Below are 15,549 nucleotides of genomic sequence, written 5' to 3'. Positions count from 1 at the left end.
AGCAAATTAATTATCCTCGATCGCTGAGGAACGACGGCGGCGGCGACGGCTGGCAGTGGCGGCGCTGTTCGCATCACTTTCATCTGCGATCTCGTTGGCGGCGGAGGCTTTCGCAGACAAGCGTTCCGAAGGGTTCGCAGTCAACTCCGATGGTTCAGTTGTCTCTTCTATCAAAGATTTTTGTTCTGGTTCAATAACTTTTGGTGTCAGTATCTTGCTTGCGGTTACTTCAGGTGTTGCTTTTTGGGCAATAGTTGATTCTGAGGTTGATTCAGTTGGGGTCGTTGGCAGTTGACCAGGCTGAATCACATTAATAATCACAGACTTGGTATTTTTAACTTCTTGCTCTAACTTCACCAAAGGAGAGATTCCCATCAAGGCAAACATATCTTGTTCTTGAAGGCTCATTTCTACAGTTCTAATCTCCGGTGGTTCTACCACTGGTTTAACTGGTTCTGCCTTGATAATTTTAGTGCGCTCTACTCTTTCACTCCAACCTGGTTTACCAAGGGTGGGTAAGGGGATCTCTGGTGCAATTCCTAGTTCTGGTTCCACATCAAGGTCTAAGTCTGGCTCGTTGACAAAAGCCAGTGGATTGGCAATAACCCGAGCTTCATCTTTCCCGTTTAACCCATTAATGCCAATTCGACTGCGGCGAGTGCGGGTACGACGCTTATTATCATTAAGTTCTTGATAACTAGGATGATTGATCAGATTTAGGTTACTTAATTCCGAGTCACCCTCAAATGCTTCCCCAAATCCATCATAGGTTTCTCGTGGTTCTGGGATGCGGGCAGATGGCTGACGTGGTTCTCTGTGAGGCAGGGATACAAAACGCTCACGCTCTGGTGTTTCTGCTGGTATTGGCAATCGGTTTTCGATTTCTCCAGGCAGACGCACAGTATGTCCTAAACCGCCGCAGGTGGGGCAAGTTTCACCAAACAATTCGTAAATATTTTGACCCTGACGCTTACGGGTCAGTTCTACCAAACCCAGTTCGGTGAGTTGGGCAATCTGGGGACGAGCTTTGTCTGCTTTGAGTGCTTTATTAAAGTGTTCGAGAACTTGCAGTTGATCACGTCGCGATTCCATATCAATAAAATCAACAACGATCACCCCAGCGATATTCCGCAGACGCAATTGGCGAGCAATTTCTGTTGCAGCTTCGCAGTTTGTCCACAAAACTGTTTCTCTAGCTGTTGCCGATCGCGTAAAGGAACCTGAGTTAACATCGATTACGGTTAATGCCTCCGTCGGCTCGATGACGACGTAACCTCCAGAAGGTAGGTCTACTCTCGGTTTTAGAGCTTCTCTAATCGCGGCACTGATCCGGAAGTACTCTAAAATTGGAGAGCGATCGCGATGATGGTCAATCAACAATCCTTGCGGTGTTTGACCTCCACTCCAGTTCTGCAAGTACTGCTTTACACGCTTCAAACCAGTACTAGAATCTACGACAATCCGATTTACATCCGCGCCGTACATATCCCGCAATACGCGCTGGATAAAGTCATCGTCCCGATTGAGCAGTGCTGGAGGCCGGGTGGAATGCGCTTCCTGCTGGATAGCCTCCCATTGCTTTTGCAGCACCTCCAAATCTTCCATAATCGCTTCTTCTGGTTTACCTTCGGCTTCTGTACGCACGAGCAAACCCATTCCCGCCGGTTTGACCAAAATTGCCAGTGCCCGCAAGCGGTTGCGTTCACTTTCACTTTTTATCCGTCGGGATAAATTTACGCCCCTACCATAGGGCATTAGTACTACATAGCGTCCAGGTAAGGTGATATTACCCGTTAGCCTGGGCCCTTTTGTCCCTGTTGGCTCTTTCATTACTTGCACCAAAACTTTCTGCTGTGGTGTAAGTAGTTCTGTAATTGCCGCAGCGGTACGCTTTAGCTTCAATGGCCCTAAGTCGGTGACGTGAATAAAACCGTTGCGCTCTGGGTCACCAATATTGACAAAAGCCGCATCTATCCCAGGCAATACATTTTCTACTACTCCTAAGTAGATATCACCTATTTGGTGATGACCGGTAGCAACAACGAGTTCCTGTATTTGATCTTCAGAAAAGACAGCAGCAATTTGGTGCTGCTCCGCGATGATAATTTGTTTTGGCATTCAATTTCCTCAAAAATTGGCAGCACCAATAGGTCTGGAGGTTTGTTATACCTTTGTTGCCCCTGCAACCCTCAAAAGGCGCTACTGGTAATAAAAATCGTAAACCTGATGTTCTAAGTTAAATAGCTATTGGCGCTCTTAAGAGCGTTTTCACGGCGGATTATTCCAGAACGGCTGCATGTTTAAGCAATTAAATCAACTGTCTGTGGTTGATTTGTGATGCAATACCCTCAATAAAGAGAGTTCTGAGTTGAAAGTTCTGAATCCTGAGTGAGTTTTTAACTCAGGAAGCTTCATTTGAGAGTAACCTACTGAAGTCGTTAAGAAAAAGAAACTATTTCTATTTTCCATTCCCCGGATTTATCCTTAGGGTTATACTTAGCAACGCCAGCTTACCCTACCTTAAGCCGTGCTGTGCGCGTCTCGTGAAAATCTGCAAATCCGCATAACTAACGGCAGTTGCTTACCCTACGGGAACGCCAAGGGCGAACAACTCTAGAACAGTAACCACTGGCTCTTAGGCACTACTGTGGATTAGACATTCAGTAGTTGTTTAAAAAGCATGGATTTAGAGAAGTTAACCGAGCCTGCTGTTAGTTACTGATTCACAAGGTAGCTGTAGAAAGAGTGTGTATTCTTTAATCTGCCTCAGTTTGTCTGGGATAAAATCCTAGAAGTTGCACTCTAATATCTTTGCTTTCGCCCCCTGAACACCAGGGTAATGAACCAGCTAATTCAATGCAGCGCCAGAAAATTTCTCTTCACCCCATTCTAACGCAACCTTACTAAAAATCAATTCCGACGATGTGCCATGTTAGGACAACTACTAGCAAGCTGCCCTACAGGGATTATACCCTTAAAATTAGCCGATTGCGGTGGATGTGCAGGAGTTGAAATTCTGCACTAGCCACTATCCCTAGCATAAACAGGATTTGTTCAGGACGCAATAGAAAACCATCTTGGCGATAGCTACCTAGATAACGGATAACAGATATAGATTCTGCAATGCAATTGTAGTTTTCTACTAATTCCAGTTCAAATAAGCGATCGCGCAGATTTATTAACTGGCTTTTGCCTGACTTAGTTGTATGCTCGTACCAGAGCGCGTCTTTTGCTTTGATGGTATCAATCCATTCTTGCCATTGTATAGGTGTTGTTTCTTCAAGTGCTGCTACGGTAATTAAATATTCTGCGGTCTCTAGCAGTTGGGTAGCTGCCGGAGTTTTTAAATCTATCTGCGCCACATTATATATAGGTATGTCTGTGGGCATTTCCTGAACTAACTGTTCTCGAAAACTATCAACTACCACTGGCACAGTTACCTCAAAATCCGCAATTTCACCACTACTAGTAGCTCCTAGAGCCAAAGCAGTTGCTAGAGAAATTCGCGGCATTGGATGAAACCCACCAGTGAAAGCAATTGGCAAGCCTGCTCGCCGCACAACTCGGTCAAACAAACGGATTAAATCCAGGTGGCTTACCAAAGCCATATTACCCTGTTTCCCAAACCAAACTCGCAGTCGTTGTGCCTTAGTTGTGTTGGGGACAAACTCGCCAGCGAATTTCGGGATAGCAGATGGTTTAATCACGACGTTATGCCCAAAGTCGGTGCCACAGACGCCACAGTGAGAACAACCTTCAAAAGAGCAGTCGGGTACAATTGCAACTTCTAAGGCGCGTTGCAAGTCTTCTTTGAGCCACTTTTTGTTAATCCCGGTATCAATATGATCCCAAGGCAGGGGAGTATCGAGGGAGTGGGGAGTGGGGAGAGACGCGATTAATTGCGTCTGTACAGGAGTTAGGAATTGGGTATTTTCCGCATCTTTTGATCTCTTGTGATCTTGTGCGTCAAACAAATTCCATTCGCCATTTTCTACTTGGCGGTATTTCCAATCTAGACCGGCTTGGGCGATCGCAGACCCCCAAGCACTAAAAGCCTGATCTAAATTTTCATACCAGGAATCCATCCCTGCACCCAATTCCCAGGCACGGCGCACTACTTTGCCCAAAGTGCGATCGCCTCGTCCCACAAAATCTTCCATTGCGGAAATGCGGACATCGGTAAAATTTACCTTCACTCCCTTTATCCGCCGGAATTCTTGCCGCAGCAGGTTTTGTTTCCGCTTAAATTCAGTAGTAGAAACTGAGTGCCACTGGAATGGTGTATGGGGCTTGGGCGTAAAGTTAGAAATCGTCAGGTTAAAGTTTAGAGGTTTTCTGCCCAAGCCCCGACATTCTCGCTGTAGCCAGCTTACTGTTTCCGCAATGCCCAAAACATCAGCATCCGTCTCACCCGGTAAGCCAATCATAAAATACAACTTGATTTTATCCCAGCCTTGCTCCCAAGCTCTTTTCACCCCCCGCAACAGTTCTTCATTTGTCAAACCCTTATTTACGATGTCTGGCATCCGCTGAGTTCCAGCTTCTGGAGCAAAAGTCAGTCCACCTTGCCGCGTACCTCCAAGAATGTTGGCGATATTCTCATCAAATCTGTCTACCCGTTGGCTTGGTAGAGTCAGAGAAATGTTTTGATTTTTTAAGCGATTTTTGATTTCCATCCCCACTGCTGGTAGGGACAAATAATCAGAACAACTCAGAGATAGTAAGGAAAACTCATTGTAACCAGTTGCCCGCATCCCTTGTTCAATCGCTTCTACCACCTTATCGGGTTCTACATCCCGTGCTGGTCGAGTCAGCATTCCTGGTTGACAGAAGCGACAGCCACGAGTGCAACCACGCCGAATCTCAATGGTCAAGCGGTCATGCACCGTTTCTACGTAGGGAACTAACCCAATGGAATATGCTGGTATGGGAGTTGCAACCCGTCGCAAAATTCGTTTTGGCACGTCCGGGCGACGAGGATGAACCGAGCCATCCTTGGCGATGTCATAAAACTGAGGGACATATACGCCTGGTATCTGTGCCAAATCTAGTAACAGATGTTCCCGATTCAATCCTGCTTGTTTGCCTTCTTCTAACACCAAACCAATTTCTGGTAGGAGTTCTTCTCCATCTCCAAGGGCGAAAAAGTCGAAGAAGTCGGCGTAAGGCTCAGGATTCGATGTCGCTGTTTGCCCACCAGCAAAAATCAACGGAAATGGAGACTGGAGATTAGTAAATTCTCCTCTGTTTCCCTGCCTCTGTTGCCACGTCAAGGGAATTCCAGCCAAATCCAACATTTCTAAGATATTAGTTGCACCCAGTTCGTAACTGAGGCTAAAGCCTAAAATGTCGAATTCTGTGAGCGATCGCTTTGACTCTACCGCAAACAATGGCGTATTAGTTTCGCGTAGTTTGGCTGCCAGGTCTTGTCCTGGAAGGTAGGCGCGATCGCACAATTGACGCGGTTGGGCATTCAAGATGTTGTATAGGATAATGTGCCCTAAATTCGATGCACCGACTTCATAGACTTCTGGGTAGGTTAAAACCCAGCGTATTGTTGTCGTATCCCAAGCTTTGTGTACTGCTAAACGCTCATTACCCAGGTAACGCCCAGGTTTTAAAATATCCGATGTTATTAATTTTTCAACTGCAACAGCCACTGTGCTATCTTCTAGCTACCTTAATTACAGCTACTCAACCCCAACCTTAGCATTGAATTAGGTTTTATAACATAGTTTATCGTTGCAACTTATAACTCCTTCACATAAAGTCCAAACCTGACGCAAACTTTTTTGCTTTTAGATAAAGTTATCTTGCAGCCAACTCGGCTTCACCGTCCAATATTTCAAACACCCTATCGAGTTGCGTCAGTTCAAAAATAATTTTAATTGACGGAGCAACAGTGCAAAGTCGGAAACTCCGTCCTAAACTAAGAGCCAGCTTGTGTGTAGATAACAATGCCATCAACCCCGCACTGTCTAACGATTCTACTGCTGCTAGATCTACCACCAAGATGGAAATACCATTTTGTGCCAACGCTGTGGTCATATCTCGTTCAAATTCCAAGGCGTTTGCAGCATTCAAACAGCCTTGGGGACTAATAACTGCGACCTTGGGATAGTGAAGCACTGCCTGCATAGTTACATCCTATTGAGAGTTATTAAAGCGTCAAGCTGAGAATTATTTGAACATAAACTTTTTTTTGTTGCATCGACCATACGTCTTAGGTCTCTTTGCTGAATCTTTATTGCTTTAGTATCTCTGTTTAAAGATTGTCATAATTCCAGTTTGAAATGTGTTTATATATACTTTTTTTTTACCCCAGTTCAAAAACAATCAACATAGACAGCCTTAGAACAGAGAAATCATCCGTAACTATGCTGAGAAAACTTACTTAGTCTATAGGACTCATATTTGATTTTGAAATTTACGTAGGGGAGCCAGCGCTCAGAGGGGTTTCCCCAAGTGAAGCAACTGGCGTTGCGTTAGCAAAGCGTAACGCACCTCCCGAAGGTTTTAGTGCCGTACTCAAGGGCGATAACACAACGCCAGTCCGCTCAAGTCGGGAAACCCGCCCAGACGGCTGGCTCCCCTACATCTACTTAAATTTTTTCACGCAATCAAATCGTATTGATATATAACTCAAGCTAATTTAGCCAAGTTTTAACGGTAAGTTAAATCTTCCGCTTTAGCGTTGCTGATGGTATACGGCATAGTCATAGCGAATTATCATCTATCTAACTAATTAAATTGTGATCTAGATCACTAATAAAGTAGTATTTGGATCACTCTTTATACTGAGATGTCTCTGGGATAATTAGTATCATATACAGTTGGATTATTACTTATGAGAACTAAGTACGCTATTCGTAAATTGGTAGAAAAAGCTCTTGACATTAAAAAACTAACTCCTGAGATAGAAAATGAAATCAACTCAGAACTGACGGAACTGGGTTACATTTCTGATGTTGATTACGAAGCTCTAGAATTATTAATGGCAGAGATGGATGCTGGGAGAATTCAGTTGGTTCCTAGCTTTGGATATTCCTAATTGCTTAGGCATAGAGGTTTATTGCCTTTATCAAGTGAATTTGATTAAGGTTGATTCTGGGGTATTTAAGGTAATTCAAGCATGTGCGATCGCAGCTTATTCTCCTACCACTGAAGTAGAATTCTAAGCCATAATGTTGGTTTACCAAAATCGCCGTGATATTATTGTTAATGGACTGCAATCTCTAGGTTGGCCGATTTAGCCTCCGAAAACTCCCCTTTACGTCTGACACCTGTTCCCCCAGGATATTCCTTAGCAGAATTTGTAACGTTGCTACTTGACAAATGTGGTCTTGTTGTGCATCCAAGTAGTGGTTACAGTGCATCTGGAGAAGGCTTTTTCCGAATTGCTTTAACTATTAGCGATGAGCGGTTGCAAGAAGGAATTAGAACGGATGAAATATGCTGGCATCCGTTACGCCTGATGGAGACAAGGGGGACAAGGAAGACCTAATTCCCTGTTTGACCAATGCCTATTGATATGCTTGCCAAAGTTGGTGAATAAACTGATTGAGTTGTTGCTTGGCACCTAAATCAGGTTCAGTTTTTGGTTCTTTTGCTAAAACTTGGCTCAAGAAGGTAATTACTTCTGTGTCTAGTGCTGGCCGAAATAAATTGGCAGGCCAAAGCAGGTCAGACGCATCTCGCAAATCGGTAATTAGCGGCGATTCTTGAATCAAAGTAACCATTAATAAAGGACGCACCCAGCACAACTGGCGGGCAACTATAAATTGAATGACTTCTGCATACAGATTCCTGTCGCCATGCTCTAAAGACACAATTTGTCCTGGTTGAAGAAAATCTAGGCTAATGTCCATCATTACGCAGTTTGGGCAGGGGCAAGGATTATTTTGCAACTTCCTTAATTTTAAAAGTGAAAATGCGCTACGTTTAAGGAAGCTTATGTAACATTAGGTTAGCACTCTCACGGCAACGATGTCTAAGACATCTGCCTCACAAGTGGCTACGCAAAGTTAATACGACCAATCCTTGGCAGTAAAGGGTTTTCCTAGCATAGTATCTGAACAGAAATACTATAGAATAGGTAAATAACTGTTAAGCGATCGCAAGACAGAGATTTTGTTGTAGTGAATTAACGAGAAAAGAGCAAAGATCCGTGTCAGTTGAAACCATTGAAAAGCGTTCCACATCCCGCAAGCTCGCGCCTCGGTATCGCGTTTTGCTCCATAACGATAACGACAACTCTATGGAGCATGTTGTGCAGTCACTAATAGCCACTGTACCAAGCCTTACCCAACCCCAGGCTGTTAGTATCATGATGGAAGCCCACACCAACGGGCTAGCTTTAGTCATTACTTGCGCTCTGGAACACGCTGAGTTCTATAGCGAAACATTGAAAAGTCACGGTTTAAGTAGCACGATTGAACCTGACGAATAGTCATTGGTCAATAATCAAGAGTCATAATCTGGAGTATTGACTGCTGATTATTGACCTATTTAGTATGAAAAAAAACCTTGTCCGTCTAGCTGAACGCCCTGCCCCCATTAGGCTGGGTTCTTTTATTGTGACTTTATTGCTGCTATGGTTCCCCTTAGCTGCACCAATATACTTACTAGTGCATGATTCAAACTTAGAAAGTATATTGACATTGGTATTGTTATATGCAGTATTTATTTTTCTCCTGAGACTATGGGGCAAATATGTCTACCAGCAGCCCCAAATTCTACGGCATTATGGCTTAGAATTCACGCGACAAAACGGTGTGGATTTAGTGCGTGGCTTGGCTATGGGGATAATTAATATTCTGATACTTTTTGGGGTAGAAAGTTTGTTGGGTTGGTTGGTGTGGCAACAACCGAAAGTTTTTTTGCTGAAAGTTATTTTAGAAGGTTTACTTGTTGGCTTGGGCATCGGATTTGCTGAGGAACTGTTATTCCGAGGCTGGTTGCTAGATGAATTACAACGAGATTACAGTCCACGTGTGGCACTGTGGACAGATGCAACTGCGTTTGCGACATTGCACTTTATTAAACCATTGGAGGCAATTATTCATACACTGCCGCAATTTCCAGCTTTAGTATTGCTGGGGTTAACGCAAGTATGGGGAAAGCGTTGGCGGAGGGGACGCTTGGGTTTACCAATTGGTTTACATGGTGGTTTAGTAGGGGGCTACTACATAATTAATGTTGGGAAAGTAGTCAAATATTCTGGTCAAGTTCCTGATTGGGTAACTGGTGTGAATAATAATCCCCTACAAGGAGTGATGGGGGTGTTGTTAATGAGTGTACTAGCTTTGTGGATACGAGAGCGAACAAGAAATTCATAAAATCTTTAACATTAAACATTATTTATAAGTGTTAATACTGCTTTTTTTAAAGTATATAAAACTAGCAGAATTGCTAATGACAGCACATATTTGTTCTTAATAAGATTAAAAAAAACACTTTTTAAGTATTACTAGCTCCTATGAAATCAAATCGAAAACTAATCAGATTTTTTGTTAAAGCAACATGTGCATCTATTGGATCTGTTGTAGGGGGTTTCGCAGGTGGAGGATTTGGATTGGCTTTAGGCGAATTTATTGTTCCCGGACTGATTGAAGGGATAGCAGATACTGCTGCTGAACAAGCCTTTCAGTTTGCTGGGGGAATCGTTGGGACTGCATGTGGTGGGTTACTTGGTGAGGAAGTCGCGGAAGTTATTAACAGCGATAACAGCAATATAGAAGATAGTAGTGAGCCAGATGCTGTAGTCTAATTATGATTTCAAACAAGCAATTAATAAGGAAATACTGAGGTTTTATATTCAAAGCAGCTAGAGAGGCATTAACTAAACTCAGCCGGATAGTTATTTCTCCGACTGAGTTTTAACTAAATACACTGCTTTGCATATAAATGAAGTGAATTTGACAAATAACTCAAAAATTGCCTCTAAAAATATAGCGCTATTACCTATGTAACTGTCACCAAATTGTATTAACACTGGATAATTGAATTTTCTTATCTCGACTAATCACTGGTACTCCCAGATACAAGGCTGTAGCAGCAATAATGCGATCGGGTAAATCTGGTACTTGTGAGCGATTCACCAAGGGCAAAGCTTCAGCTATCTGCCGAGTAAAGGGAACTTCAACTAGTAGAGCATCAGTTGTGTCAACAGATGCAAGCAGCCGTTCAAGTGTCAGTGGAGAAATACGCCCTTTCTTGCTCAAATATACAATTTCGGCTAGGGTAATAGAAGAGAAAGCAACTTGATCTCCAGAAGATGCTATTTGAGCTATGGTATTCTGGACAGTTGTAGATAATCGCAAATCGCCAAAAATCTACCAAATTACTGCATGGGTGTTAGCCACAGCACGCAACATTAAATATCCTCCCGTGGAAAGCTAGCCCATTCTTCACTACGGGCTGCATCAATTTCCTCTGCCGAAGGTGCTTTTCCCAAATCCGCACACAGTCCCCACAATGATTTGCGGAGAACAATAGACGATTTATCTGTTAACTCGCGTTCTATATCAGGAGCAATTTGCTGGATCAAACGTACTTTGTCCACGGTTGAAAGTTGCTTTGCTAATCTGATAACTTCTTTTAGGCTCACAAATTTTCACCTGCTTCATCTGCGAAAATTTTAACAATAGCTAAAAATATTGCGAAACTGCGAAGTAGTGACCTTCGATGGGAATAAAAATGATCGCCATGATTCACTTTGCGCGATCGCACCTACGCCACATTTTTGACTGAGATAATTCCCTCACCATACCACTGGATAAGTAGCCATCTGTCAGAATCTTTATCCAGTGCTGGCTTGAGACGAAAATTAAAAACCTCTTGCCAGACCTCTACTCTATACTGGGATACAAAATCTGCCTCCAGTTCTTTGAACTGTTCCCAGTGCCGATTTCCGATAGCGGTCAACATGGGAATAATTGCTGTGATTGAGACTTGTGCGGCGACTGGTGTCATTCTGGGTAGTCGTCAAAAATACAAATAGTCGGCATAAATGGTTTTTTGGTGTTGATAATTTTAACCAACCGTTTACCTTTGCTTCTGGCAAGTGCAAAACAGGCTAACTCTGTTTCTGCTGCTGACCAATCCCTTGGATCTGTTACCGGGCAAACTCCTCTTCATCTGAATTGTTTGATTGGCTTTCATGGGTGATGCTTTCATTCCTTAACAGGGACTGCTACTGGCTATAGTTAGGCTCACAAATTTTCACCTGCTTCATCTGCAAAAATTTTAACAATAGCCAAGGATAATGCCTTTTTTGGTGCAATCTTTACGCCAGCCTCTCAACTACTGTACCCACCAAACACGCCCTATCCAAATTAACGCCGCTCAAATTAGCACCTTCTAACTCTGCACACAATAAATTCGCCCCCGTTAAATTCGCCCCTGCCAAATTCGCCCCCCGCAAGTCAGCTTCTTCAAGATTTGCTTCACTCAACAACGTCCCTTGCAAATCAGCGCGACTCAAGTCTGCACCTTTAAGATTTGCCCCAGTCAGGTTTGCACCCCGCAAGTCAGCACCGCGCAAGTCCACACCTTGCAAGTTCACGTTCATCAAATTGGCACCACTCAAGAAAGCACCAGCCAATGACACATCACTGAGTCTTGCTCCCATCAAGTTAGCGCCACGCAAATTACTACCCCGCAAGTCAGCACCTGTTAAATCTGCTTGCATCAGGTTTGCTCCCATCAAACTCGCTCGCAAGTCAGTTTCTTGGAGGTTTGCTCCCATCAAATTCGCCCCTTCCAAATGCCCACCTTCGAGTTTGGAAGCAGCAAAATTAGTGCCGACAAGAGTAGCACCAGCAAGATTAATCCGGCTTAAATCCAGTCGGGAGAGTTCCTCGTCTTCTAAATTTGCCCCTGGAAGTTGTTTGAGTTTTCCTAATCTAATGGCTTCAATATTCATGTAAAGTAACTACCAATCTCCTCACTTATCTTGCTGTGGCTATCCCATTGGGAATCAAGTATCCAGATGCCGGCGCTGACTTTGGGTGTGATTACAGGTAAGTCTAGTCCCTGTTGTAAACCCATAACTAACAAAGCCAGAGTATCTACAAGTTTAGGATCAAAGCGGGTAGATTGTTGCTGTCTGCACTCATCTAAAGCTTGAGTAAATATCTGTTCCTGGCTTTGATTTGACAATTTTCGCTGATTGACTCGCCACTGAAAGTCTGCCAATAATGCCAAAATTCTCGACTCTAGGGGAATTTCATCTCCAGCTAAACCAGCAGGTTCCCCTGTTCCATTCCACCACTCGGTTTGGTGAGTGATAATTTGGGCAACTGCTCGTAGTCGTGGCATGGTTCGCAATACTTGCGCCCCCGGTACTAAGGGACAAGTTAAGGGAGAACTGGGGGCATCTTCTTGGTAGCGTGTGGATATACCGCCAGTGAGAACACTTTCTGCTTTCTGTAATGGATCTATGCGATGCAACAAACTCGCCAGCCGCAACCTTTTAATTTGCCATGCAGGAAGATCCAAAAGCTGGGCGATCGCTTCAGCAAGTACCACTACTTCCGCAGCTGCCATTGGATTGTTGACATCTGCCATATCCATTAGTTGCGCCATTCGCAAAAAGGCTTGGATTTCGTTAGAAATCAAGTTGCGATCTAGCGTTTGTTGGCGAAGTGCTATTGGTATGGATAAATTATCTTGCTCAGTCTGGAGGTAATCTACTACACGCGAGACAACTGCACCTAAATTTTGGGATCTGGCCATTGACGGTACAATTTGTTGTTTATCGGCTGTGAGTTTATCCGCCAGTTCTGGGTTGTATTTTCTGATGTGAGCGATCGCTATTTCTGCTGTCTCTTGCACTAACTCTGGCTCAAATGTCCACAAGCCATAAAATTTACGCTCTAAGTCTGATGTCGGTACTCCAGCGCTGCCATAATCAGCCTCTGATAATTCTTGACAAATCACCATCGCTGTGTATTTAGGCGATAAAATAATTAAGTGCCACTCCTGCGCTACTGGATCAATTCGATCTAATGCCACTAAGTCTACATTGGGTAAGAGGCTTGTGGGATGTTCAGCAAAGCCAGATTCAGCGGCAGCCATGATGGCAATTTGGCAGCTGCGCTGGGCGATGTCTGCATATCGTTGAGCTTCTTGTAGATACCATTTACCCTGTTGGAAAGCTGTGATAACTAGGGGTGTACCGTCGTCGGTTAAGATATGGTCTTCTAGAGCGTGGCACAGGGCAACTAGGGTATTTTTGTAGTAAACACCGAATCGAATTGGCCTGGTGGTGTGGCGATGGGCTGTTTCTAGCTGTTGTAGAATTGAACCTTCTAACATGGGATTTGGTAAGAATAACCGCAGAGGCACAGAGGAAGAGAGGGGGAGAAATTCAGAGTTCGTATTTTCTAGGATACACCCGCTAACTGTTTTTCTTTCGTTTCTAATGGTGCTGTAAGTGCTGCTTCTAAGTCGGCACAACCCAGCTTTTCTTCTAATATTTTCATGACTTCACGTCCGAAATCGTTGGGGTTTTGTTGCCAAGCTTGCAAGCAGACTTCTCCGAAGAATGAACCAAGGGGTTCAGGATTCCAGAGGAGTTTTTTGGCTGTCCACGGCATCAAACTCATTGGATCATACCCTGGTTTGAGGATGCCCTCTTTGAAAGCATATTCTTCTAAATGGGTATGGGGTTGCAGTCCAATAAAGAAGATGGCTGGTTCGACTTTATCAGCACCAAAAATCCGTTCTAGTTCGCGGTGGTAGGCGATGGTTTGGCGGATGGTTTCGGGACGTTCATCAATGACGTTAAAGGAGTAGTTGACGGAAACTAAGTCGTTGAAACCAGCTGCTTTTAAATCACGGCAGTTTTGCAAGACGTTTCGCAGGTTATACCCCATCCGCATTTTCCGCACGAGTTCTTGAGAACCACTGGTAATCCCGATTTCAAAATAGTTCATCCCGGTTTTCGCCATCAAGTCGCACAACTGGGGTGTCAAATTGTCGGCTCTGATATATGCTGCCCAGTGGATGTCTGTCATACCAGAATCGACGATTTTTTGCAACAGTTCAATTGCATCGTCGATAAATTTTTTCGCTGGGATGAATTGGGCATCGGTAAACCAGAAGTTGCGAATGCCGCGATCGTATAATTGGCGCATCTCCGCAACTACTTCATCTGCTGGGTTGATGCGTACTTGTTTGCCTTCGACAACAGTGTAGACGCAATAACAACAGTTGTGAGGACAACCACGCTTAGTTTGTACACCTATATAAAAATCTTGCTCTTGCAGATAATAGTTAAATTCTGGCCAGATGCTTTCGATATAGTCGTAGTTACAGGCTGTTTTTTCTAGTGGGGTGGGTTGTTCATGAATTAGTCGTTTGCGTGGTTGAGTTTCTCCTGCAATGTAACAGCGTTCATCTCGAAAATCTCTGCCACTTAAAAGTTTTTCCAGCAGGGTTTCTCCTTCACCCACAGAAATAATTGTCCCTTGGGGTAAGCTTTTACCTAGCTGTTCATAAAACACACTGACTGCACCACCACCTACAACTACACGAGCATTAGAATTATATTTTTGGGCACGCTTTAAACCGCGTTTGATTAAACCCTGATTACGCCATAACTCTATATAGTAAGCGGTGAAGATTCGTAAACCGCCCAATCCACCACGTAGTTTCAAAAGAGGATTTTTAGCATAGTAAAATTCAAAAGCGTTTTGCAGTGGGTTGCCACTACGTCCACCAACTGGAGCATAAATTTGAATATCCCGCCAAGAAAATACTAGCAGTGTCGGTTTAAATTCATCGATACAGCGATCCAAGGCAAAAGTGTAATCTAAAGGTGGCACTGTTCCCAAATCAAAAATGCGCTGTTCGATATTAGGAAACTGTTTGTGGACGTGATCGCTCAGGTAGACAACCCCAATGGGAAAGATAGGGTTACAAGGAAGGCGAACGTAAAGAATTCGATTTTCCATCATAGGTGTTTTGACTTCCATCTTGCCAATCTTTGGGGAAAGCGAGATAAATTCCAGTTTTAAGGCGTGTTTTTGTTTTGGCTGCTCTTAATCTCTTACAATCTTGCTTGACATTGAAGCCGATTATTGATAAGCGTGAAACTTTTGTTCACAGATGCAGGAATCAATAAAATTGCTTTGCATACCAAATGCAGGGGATCAGGAGAGGCTTTATGAAGACATTTGTCATATAGCTTTACGATAACATTGAGTTTATTCATTAAGCGATGATCCCAGGCTTTTGATCCTGGGATATATGAAACACAAAAATACACTCCTGAACTAGGCTCAAGTTAAGGGAATGTTCACCATACCTACCCTGTAATTATTTGCCCTAAAGAAGTTAAAACTTTTTTGCCAGAGATTAAAAACTCAAAGATGTTTACATAGTGTAAAATTGTAGACAAGCATAAATATTTACAGAATTTTTATAACCTAAGATATATCTTTAGGTAGAAATAATCTACAAAGAGTTGAGTTGGTAGTCGGAGCTACAGCAACTGGGGATCAGGCAATGCTAGGCTTGGCTAGTGTAATGTAAAATTGTGGC

14 protein-coding genes and 1 pseudogene are annotated in these 15,549 nt (G+C 43.5%); 5 read left to right on the top strand and 10 right to left on the bottom strand.

Annotated features, from left to right (window positions below; translation table 11 throughout):
* Positions 1–6: 6 nt before the first annotated feature.
* From V7K49_RS06075 to V7K49_RS06065, 3 genes are all read right to left on the bottom strand, one after another.
* Positions 7–2,118 (bottom strand): Rne/Rng family ribonuclease, encoded by a 2,112-nt coding sequence (locus V7K49_RS06075; protein WP_335204881.1) that lies wholly within the window; start codon positions 2,116–2,118, stop codon positions 7–9.
* 848 nt (positions 2,119–2,966) lie between these two features.
* Positions 2,967–5,660, bottom strand: a complete 2,694-nt coding sequence (locus V7K49_RS06070) for a TIGR03960 family B12-binding radical SAM protein (RefSeq protein ID WP_335204880.1) — start codon at positions 5,658–5,660, stop codon at positions 2,967–2,969.
* A 148-nt stretch (positions 5,661–5,808) separates the two neighbouring features.
* Positions 5,809–6,138 (bottom strand): STAS domain-containing protein, encoded by a 330-nt coding sequence (locus tag V7K49_RS06065; RefSeq protein ID WP_298911697.1) that lies wholly within the window; start codon positions 6,136–6,138, stop codon positions 5,809–5,811.
* Between the two features lie 709 nt (positions 6,139–6,847).
* Between V7K49_RS06065 and V7K49_RS06060 the strand changes: the two genes are divergently transcribed.
* Entirely contained in the window at positions 6,848–7,051 is a 204-nt protein-coding gene (locus tag V7K49_RS06060) for a hypothetical protein (protein WP_273763802.1), read from the top strand.
* A 49-nt stretch (positions 7,052–7,100) separates the two neighbouring features.
* Positions 7,101–7,475: pseudogene (locus V7K49_RS06055) on the top strand (aminotransferase class I/II-fold pyridoxal phosphate-dependent enzyme); the annotation flags it as partial.
* Positions 7,476–7,523: 48 nt separating this feature from the next.
* On the opposite strand, the gene V7K49_RS06050 reads toward V7K49_RS06055, so the two are convergent.
* Positions 7,524–7,868: a hypothetical protein gene (locus V7K49_RS06050; RefSeq protein WP_335204897.1), complete on the bottom strand. Its 345-nt coding sequence runs from the start codon at positions 7,866–7,868 to the stop codon at positions 7,524–7,526.
* Between the two features lie 299 nt (positions 7,869–8,167).
* Here V7K49_RS06050 and clpS point away from each other — a divergent pair, with 299 nt between their 5' ends.
* The 3 genes from clpS (at position 8,168) to V7K49_RS06035 (ending at position 9,769) form a co-directional block, all read left to right on the top strand.
* Positions 8,168–8,449 (top strand): ATP-dependent Clp protease adapter ClpS, encoded by a 282-nt coding sequence (clpS, locus tag V7K49_RS06045; RefSeq protein WP_334874031.1) that lies wholly within the window; start codon positions 8,168–8,170, stop codon positions 8,447–8,449.
* A gap of 64 nt (positions 8,450–8,513) precedes the next feature.
* A complete protein-coding gene (locus tag V7K49_RS06040; RefSeq protein ID WP_335204879.1) occupies positions 8,514–9,338 on the top strand; it encodes a CPBP family intramembrane glutamic endopeptidase in 825 nt (274 codons plus the stop codon).
* Between the two features lie 140 nt (positions 9,339–9,478).
* Complete coding sequence (locus tag V7K49_RS06035) at positions 9,479–9,769, top strand: hypothetical protein (protein ID WP_335204878.1); 291 nt, start codon at positions 9,479–9,481, stop codon at positions 9,767–9,769.
* A gap of 205 nt (positions 9,770–9,974) precedes the next feature.
* On the opposite strand, the gene V7K49_RS06030 is transcribed toward V7K49_RS06035, so the two are convergent.
* From V7K49_RS06030 to V7K49_RS06005, 6 genes are all read right to left on the bottom strand, one after another.
* The gene (locus V7K49_RS06030) at positions 9,975–10,322 is read right to left on the bottom strand and encodes a type II toxin-antitoxin system VapC family toxin (protein WP_335204877.1); all 348 of its coding nucleotides are present in this window, start codon (positions 10,320–10,322) and stop codon (positions 9,975–9,977) included.
* A 53-nt stretch (positions 10,323–10,375) separates the two neighbouring features.
* Positions 10,376–10,609 (bottom strand): hypothetical protein, encoded by a 234-nt coding sequence (locus V7K49_RS06025; protein ID WP_335204876.1) that lies wholly within the window; start codon positions 10,607–10,609, stop codon positions 10,376–10,378.
* A gap of 122 nt (positions 10,610–10,731) precedes the next feature.
* Positions 10,732–10,974, bottom strand: a complete 243-nt coding sequence (locus V7K49_RS06020) for a hypothetical protein (protein ID WP_335204875.1) — start codon at positions 10,972–10,974, stop codon at positions 10,732–10,734.
* Positions 10,975–11,287: 313 nt separating this feature from the next.
* Positions 11,288–11,926 carry a pentapeptide repeat-containing protein gene (locus V7K49_RS06015; RefSeq protein ID WP_334874045.1) on the bottom strand — a complete coding sequence of 213 codons (639 nt, stop codon included), beginning with the start codon at positions 11,924–11,926 and terminating at the stop codon, positions 11,288–11,290.
* Positions 11,923–13,320: a DICT sensory domain-containing protein gene (locus tag V7K49_RS06010; RefSeq protein WP_335204874.1), complete on the bottom strand. Its 1,398-nt coding sequence runs from the start codon at positions 13,318–13,320 to the stop codon at positions 11,923–11,925. The genes V7K49_RS06015 and V7K49_RS06010 overlap by 4 nt, the downstream gene beginning before the upstream one ends.
* 68 nt (positions 13,321–13,388) lie before the next feature.
* Positions 13,389–14,981: a photosystem II high light acclimation radical SAM protein gene (locus V7K49_RS06005; protein WP_335204873.1), complete on the bottom strand. Its 1,593-nt coding sequence runs from the start codon at positions 14,979–14,981 to the stop codon at positions 13,389–13,391.
* Positions 14,982–15,549 lie beyond the last annotated feature (568 nt).

The sequence above is a fragment of the Nostoc sp. genome (assembly GCF_036919675.1).
Taxonomy (GTDB): Bacteria; Cyanobacteriota; Cyanobacteriia; order Cyanobacteriales; family Nostocaceae; genus Nostoc.
Note: the sequence above shows the minus strand (reverse complement) of the source record. Positions and strands in the feature narration are given on the sequence as shown.